The sequence below is a fragment of the Thermogladius sp. genome (assembly GCF_049970955.1).
GTDB lineage: Archaea > Thermoproteota > Thermoprotei_A > Sulfolobales > Desulfurococcaceae > Thermogladius.
On sequence record NZ_JBMFLY010000057.1, the window covers coordinates 1 to 5,222 of the forward strand.

The following is a 5,222-nucleotide window of genomic DNA, read 5'->3' on the forward strand; positions in this document are numbered from 1 at the left end:
CGGGTCATGGACCTTGGAGCTATCTACCTCCGTGGATGAGGCCCGGTTGGTACCTTTGGTGGGCGGCACCGCAGGCAACACCCCCCGCGGCTTATTGGAGTAGGGAGGCCGAGCTACAGTACCTTGAGAGCCTCAAGAGCTACCTCCAGGAGACGCTTAGGAGAGTTGAGGAGAGGATAAACGAGCTCAAGAGCTCGAAGTGAACCCCCTTTTCTTCAGGAACTCCCGGAAAGACTCCTCTCCTAGGAGCCAGTTTAGCCTAGGCGAGTTTTTTATCAACTCCACCTCCCAGCCCCTCAGCGAGGGGCAGATGTAGCAGCCCAGCCTGTAGAAGCCCTGCTCGTATAGCGGGTTCAAGGGTACTCCCATTACTACGGTGGCGACCTGTAGGAGGAGCGTGCTCCACTGCTTGAGCGGGTAGGCGTAAGTGAGGTTGCCCCTGGCGAAGAACGGGGGCTTAGAGCTCCTGGACTCCGACTCGACGTCCCTGTCCCCAACTAACACGAGGCACTTTGTATCTCCCGCGCATACCTCTCTGTAGGCCTCCTCCAGCTTTGAGACCTTGAGCCTCGAACACCACCTGTCGGAGTGCTCTGGTAGCCCGTTGACTGGTAGAAGGGGCTTGAGCTCGAGCCTCTTCACCACTACGTCTAGCTTGAGCCGGCTGGAGACCTCCTCGACGAAGAGCTTGTTCTCCGGGAAGTCGACGTCGATGTCGACGAAGACGGGGCTCACCCTGCTCTTACCGAACAGCTTGAGCGCCAGGTAGAGCGCCATCGTGCTGTCCTTGCCGCCGCTCCACGGGACTAGGACGTGGTCGTAGTCGCCGAGACTCCTCACCCAGTCCAGGGTCGCCTCCACTAGCTTCGAAACGAACTCCCTGTTAGCCCTGGCCAAGTCCGCGATGTCCACGCTCTCGGGCCTACGCCCAGTGTAGGGCTCGACTCCGAGGTCGTCCCTTATCTTGAAGAACCCGGCCGGCTCACCCCCGCTGAACACGATATGGCGCCCGCCGAGGTCCCTCAACGCAATGTACCAGCCGGGCTCCAGCCCTATCACGCCTTTGGCAAACTCGGGGACCCTGAAGGCCATTATGTCGTGGTACACCTCGGGCTCCCCCACGACCGGCCTGGCGCCCGGCGTCGATGGGGCGAACTTGTACAGGCCGTTCTCGAAGTACAAGCGTAGCCGGAGCTTGGCGCGAGCCTTCTCGACCTCGTGGTGTATCTCCTCCAGCCTCATGTTCCTCACCCTGGCCTTCCCGACGACGTGGACTACGGTCGTAGGCGAGTACCGGGAGGGGAGCACACCGGACTCCGCGTCCTCCCTGTTGGCGATGTAGAGCTTGTAGAGGGCCCTACCGTCGAGCTCTTGGAGGCCCTCGGCGAGCGCTTCGCTGGACCTGACCCCGCCCAGCGAGACGACCTGTATCCCCCAACCCGGGTAGAACCTCTCCACTACGTGTTCGAGCGCGTCCTTGTCGCTGGAGGCCCTGGTGGCAATAATGTACATTGGCTTACTCATAGGCCTCTCTTCAACTCGTAGACTCCCTTCTCTAGTAAGCCCAGCCCGATCCTGAACTGGCACGCCCTACAGACCTCGTGCGAAGACGGCTCCCCGCATATCTTACAGGTCTTCACCTCCCCGACCTGCCTCTTCTCGCCGAGAAGGCGGACTATACTCAGGTAGCTGTTCAGCAGGCTGTTCTTAGTGCCGGGCTGGGCCTCCTCGAGCTCGTTGATCATCTTCCTTATCTTGAACCTGATGTTGAACTCGGCGTACGGGCACTTGTGGTACTCGGGCTCTATAAGCCCGTTCAGCAGCGCGTATATGCTGGTCTCCTTCTCCGTCACCTCTATGAACGGCTTTATTCTCCTCACGAACTTCTCGTGCGACGCTATGCCCGTGACGGGCGCGAGCCTGGCCAGTTTGTCTAGCGTGTCCTTCGCTAGGTTCATTATGAAGGTCTGGACGACGTCGTCCATGTTGTGCGCCGTCGCCAGTACTGTACCGCCCATCTCCCTCGCCACCTTGTTCAAGAGGTACCTCCTGAAAACCCCGCAGTAAGCGCACGGGAGGTAGGGGAGGCCCCTCCTCCTACCCTCCTCCACCATCTCGTCGAGCGTCATCCCGAAGTACTCTTTGAAGGAGGCTATCTTGTAGGGGACGCCCAGTCTCTCGTTTACTCTGAGGAAGTTCGCTATGGTGTACTCCCTGTACCCCCTTATCCCCTCGTCTACGATGAGGGCCGACACCCTCCACCCGGGGTTCTTCTTGGACATCTTCCACAGGAAGTAGAGTAGGGCCATCGAGTCCTTGCCGCCGCTGACCGCGACGACTATGTGCTCGGTCTTGCCCAGCATCCTGTACTTGCGTATCGTCTTCTTCACTTTCCTCTCAAAGTACTCGATGAAGTGCTGCCTGCAGTAGGCGGTCTTGTTGACCCTGTTTACGTACACCGCCGGCCTGCCGCAAAGGCTACACTTGGCCACTACCAGAGCCCTAGTAGAAGAAGGATTCGGAAAAAGGGGTTTAAAGAGACTACGGCCTCACGACTCTCCCAACGAGGTAGGCTATAGCCCCGTATATCAGGCCGCTAACGAAGGCCCCCAGTACTATCCACACCATGTAGTGCCACGGGTAGATGTCCCCGAACAACACTGCGTCGAGGGCCACGGCGGGGAAGGCCGCTAGGCCTCCGGCCAGTGACGAGGTCACGATCCCGTAGCTCCTGTAGGCCCCGGCGGCGTAGGCCACTTCGCTGGCTAGCCCCTGCGCAAAGCCGTAGACCAGGTTTGTCAAGCCGCCCGCTGTCGGTATGAGGCTCTCGATGAGAGCGGCTATCGTCTCCCCGAGGAAGGCGGACAGGGGCTTCCTTATGAGGACGGCCGCCATCGGGGCCGCCATGAACCACAAGCCGTAGGTCAGCAGCCTAGCCACCACGGGCCCGCCCACAGCTTTGACCACGTAGTAGGCCGTCCACCACGGTACGAACACCACGCCGAAGACGACGCCGACGAGCCCCAGCACTGTGTAGTCGATCGCCGTGTACCTCGTCTTCTTAGCCGCGAAGTACAGCGCCAACGCCGTGAGCACGACTATTAGCAGGGAGACCGACTCCAGTAACATGGAACCACCGTGTGGGTCTGATCTTAAAACCTGGTTATTAAGATTTCTATCACCAGGTTTTAATAAACCCGCTAACCAAACGCCTAGTCGCTGAGACACCACGGCAGTCGTCGGTAGCGTTATACGGGTGTCCAAATTGTAGGGATAGTTGAGCGCGCCTGAGGTCTCGGCTCGCGAGAGTAGCCGAGCGCCATGTGGTGTCGAACACCGGCGTGGCGAGGGGGTATAAGCACCTCGTGCTGGGCGGTTGCAGTCTAGGCCGGGTGGACCCCGGCCAGTTCGTCATGGTGAAGGTCGACGGCCACGAGGTGTTGCTGCGGAGACCCTTCACGGTCTACGACTACGACGAGGAGAGGGGGGTCCTGGAGATCCTCTACAAGGTGACCGGTAGGGGTACTAGAGCGATGGCCGAGCTACGGGAGGGCGACGTTGTCAGCGTACTCGGCCCGCTTGGGAGGGGGTTCCCCCTGGACTGCCCCGGTAAAGCGCTGCTCCTCGCGAGGGGTGTAGGGCTCGCGTCGCTCACGTACCTCGGTAAAAAGCTGAGAGAGGCAGGGTGTAGCGTGGTCACCGTGGGCAGTTTCAGAGGGCGCGGAGAGGACCTCGCCACTGGGAACAAGCTCGTCGAGGGATTCTCGTCCAGGGTCTACGTGCTGTACGACGAGGACGGCACCAGTAGCCTGGACAACGTCAGGAGGATCCTGTTCGAGGAGAACCCCTCGACGGTCTACACGTGCGGGTCGAAGAGGTTGATCAGGCTACTGAGGCAAACCCCCTTCAAGGCGTACGCCTCCGTAGAGGAGAGGATGGGCTGCGGGCTGGGTGCGTGCCTATCCTGCGTGGTGAGGACGGTCCACGGCTACAAGCTTGCGTGTAGAGACGGCCCTGTGTTCGACGTGAGGGAGTTGGAGGTGTAGTGGAGTGGGCGTCAAGCTGAGTGTCAGGATAGCCGGTTTGACGCTCAAGAACCCGGTCATGAACGCCTCGGGCACCTACGACCCGGTGGCCTACGAGCCCTTCGTCGACCCGGGTCAGCTGGGAGCGGTGGTGTTGAAGAGCGTCACACTAGAGCCGCGAGAGGGCAACCCGCCCCCCAGGATACACGAAGTCCCCTGCGGGCTCCTCAACTCGATAGGGATACCGAGCGTAGGCGCTAAAGCGTTCGTCGAGGAGAAGGTCCCGGCCCTGAAGAAGTACAGGGACGCCGTCTTCATCGCGAGCGTAGCGGGCTTCACGCCGAGCGAGTACGCCATGGTAATAGAGGTCCTCGAAACCGCTGGCGACTTGATAAGGGCGTACGAGGTCAACCTCTCGTGCCCCAACCTCGAGAAGGGGGGTAGGAGCTGCGCGCTCAGCGAGGACTGTATAAGGGAGGCTACGCGGCTCGCGGCTTCTAAGACCAACAAGCCGGTCATAGTGAAACTAGCGCCCGACGTAACGGACATCGCGGCCATGGGTAAAGCCGCTGTTGAGAGCGGCGCCGACGCCCTGACGGTAGGCAACACCTACCGAGCTATGGCCGTGGACCTGAGGACGAGGAGGCCCGTCTTCGCCAACGTCGTGGCGGGCTACTCGGGCCCCGCGATCAAGCCCCTGACCCTGAGGGCCGTTTACGAGACGGTTAGGGCTGTAGACGTACCAGTTATAGCGAGCGGCGGGGTGATGACCGCTGAGGACGCCCTCGAGTACCTTCTCGTGGGTGCCAAGGCTGTACAGGTCGGTACCGCTAACTTCGTGGACCCGAGGGCGATGCTAGAGGTCGTTAGAGGTATCGAAAAGTTCCTGGAGGAGAACGGTATCGACGACGTGAACAAGTTCATCAACAGCCTTGTCACAGAGTGAGGCCCCTTACAGGCCCAGGAAGCTCTCGAGGAGAGCCTCCTCGCGCTGGAACTCCGGCCTCGGGACCTCCCCGACTATGCGCTCCTCGTTGAGAATACAGACTCTGTCCGAGACTACGAGTATCATTTGGCCGAGCTCCTCTCTGAGCTTTCTAACCGTCTTGTTCACCTCCATAGACTCCACCACGACTCGGAGCTCTCAGCGGTATAGGAGCCTGAACTCCCGCTTGACCCTCCTCAGACTGAAGCCCC

At 60.4% G+C, this 5,222-nt stretch carries 7 protein-coding genes; 3 read left to right on the forward strand and 4 right to left on the reverse strand.

What is annotated here, in order from left to right:
- A partial coding sequence (locus ACP5VX_RS06020; protein ID WP_428724982.1) for a hypothetical protein occupies positions 1-203 on the forward strand: 203 nt, incomplete at its 5' end.
- Here the strand turns inward: ACP5VX_RS06020 and ACP5VX_RS06025 are convergent.
- From ACP5VX_RS06025 to ACP5VX_RS06035, 3 genes are read right to left on the reverse strand one after another with little or no spacing between them, the layout of a single operon-like run.
- Entirely contained in the window at positions 187-1,524 is a 1,338-nt protein-coding gene (locus ACP5VX_RS06025) for a phosphoadenosine phosphosulfate reductase family protein (protein WP_428724983.1), read from the reverse strand. The two genes, ACP5VX_RS06020 and ACP5VX_RS06025, sit on opposite strands and share 17 nt — an antisense overlap.
- On the reverse strand, positions 1,521-2,492 hold the full coding sequence (locus ACP5VX_RS06030) for a TIGR00269 family protein (protein ID WP_428724984.1): 972 nt from the start codon (positions 2,490-2,492) through the stop codon (positions 1,521-1,523). The genes ACP5VX_RS06025 and ACP5VX_RS06030 overlap by 4 nt, the downstream gene beginning before the upstream one ends.
- A gap of 49 nt (positions 2,493-2,541) precedes the next feature.
- A complete protein-coding gene (locus tag ACP5VX_RS06035) occupies positions 2,542-3,129 on the reverse strand; it encodes an ECF transporter S component (protein WP_428724985.1) in 588 nt (195 codons plus the stop codon).
- A 212-nt stretch (positions 3,130-3,341) separates the two neighbouring features.
- On the opposite strand from ACP5VX_RS06035, the gene ACP5VX_RS06040 reads away from it, so the two are divergent.
- Positions 3,342-4,046: an FAD-binding oxidoreductase gene (locus tag ACP5VX_RS06040; RefSeq protein ID WP_428724986.1), complete on the forward strand. Its 705-nt coding sequence runs from the start codon at positions 3,342-3,344 to the stop codon at positions 4,044-4,046.
- Positions 4,047-4,050: 4 nt separating this feature from the next.
- Positions 4,051-4,971 (forward strand): dihydroorotate dehydrogenase, encoded by a 921-nt coding sequence (locus tag ACP5VX_RS06045; RefSeq protein WP_428724987.1) that lies wholly within the window; start codon positions 4,051-4,053, stop codon positions 4,969-4,971.
- 6 nt (positions 4,972-4,977) lie between these two features.
- On the opposite strand, the gene ACP5VX_RS06050 is transcribed toward ACP5VX_RS06045, so the two are convergent.
- Positions 4,978-5,145 carry a hypothetical protein gene (locus ACP5VX_RS06050; protein ID WP_428724988.1) on the reverse strand — a complete coding sequence of 56 codons (168 nt, stop codon included), beginning with the start codon at positions 5,143-5,145 and terminating at the stop codon, positions 4,978-4,980.
- Between the last annotated feature and the right edge of the window lie 77 nt (positions 5,146-5,222).

Excerpts from the sequence above, each read along its gene's own strand:
- ACP5VX_RS06025 (WP_428724983.1), bottom strand. The coding sequence starts at position 1,524 with ATGAGTAAGCCAATGTACATTATTGCCACCAGGGCCTCCAGCGACAAG.
- ACP5VX_RS06035 (WP_428724985.1), bottom strand. The coding sequence starts at position 3,129 with ATGTTACTGGAGTCGGTCTCCCTGCTAATAGTCGTGCTCACGGCGTTG.
- ACP5VX_RS06050 (WP_428724988.1), bottom strand. The coding sequence starts at position 5,145 with ATGGAGGTGAACAAGACGGTTAGAAAGCTCAGAGAGGAGCTCGGCCAA.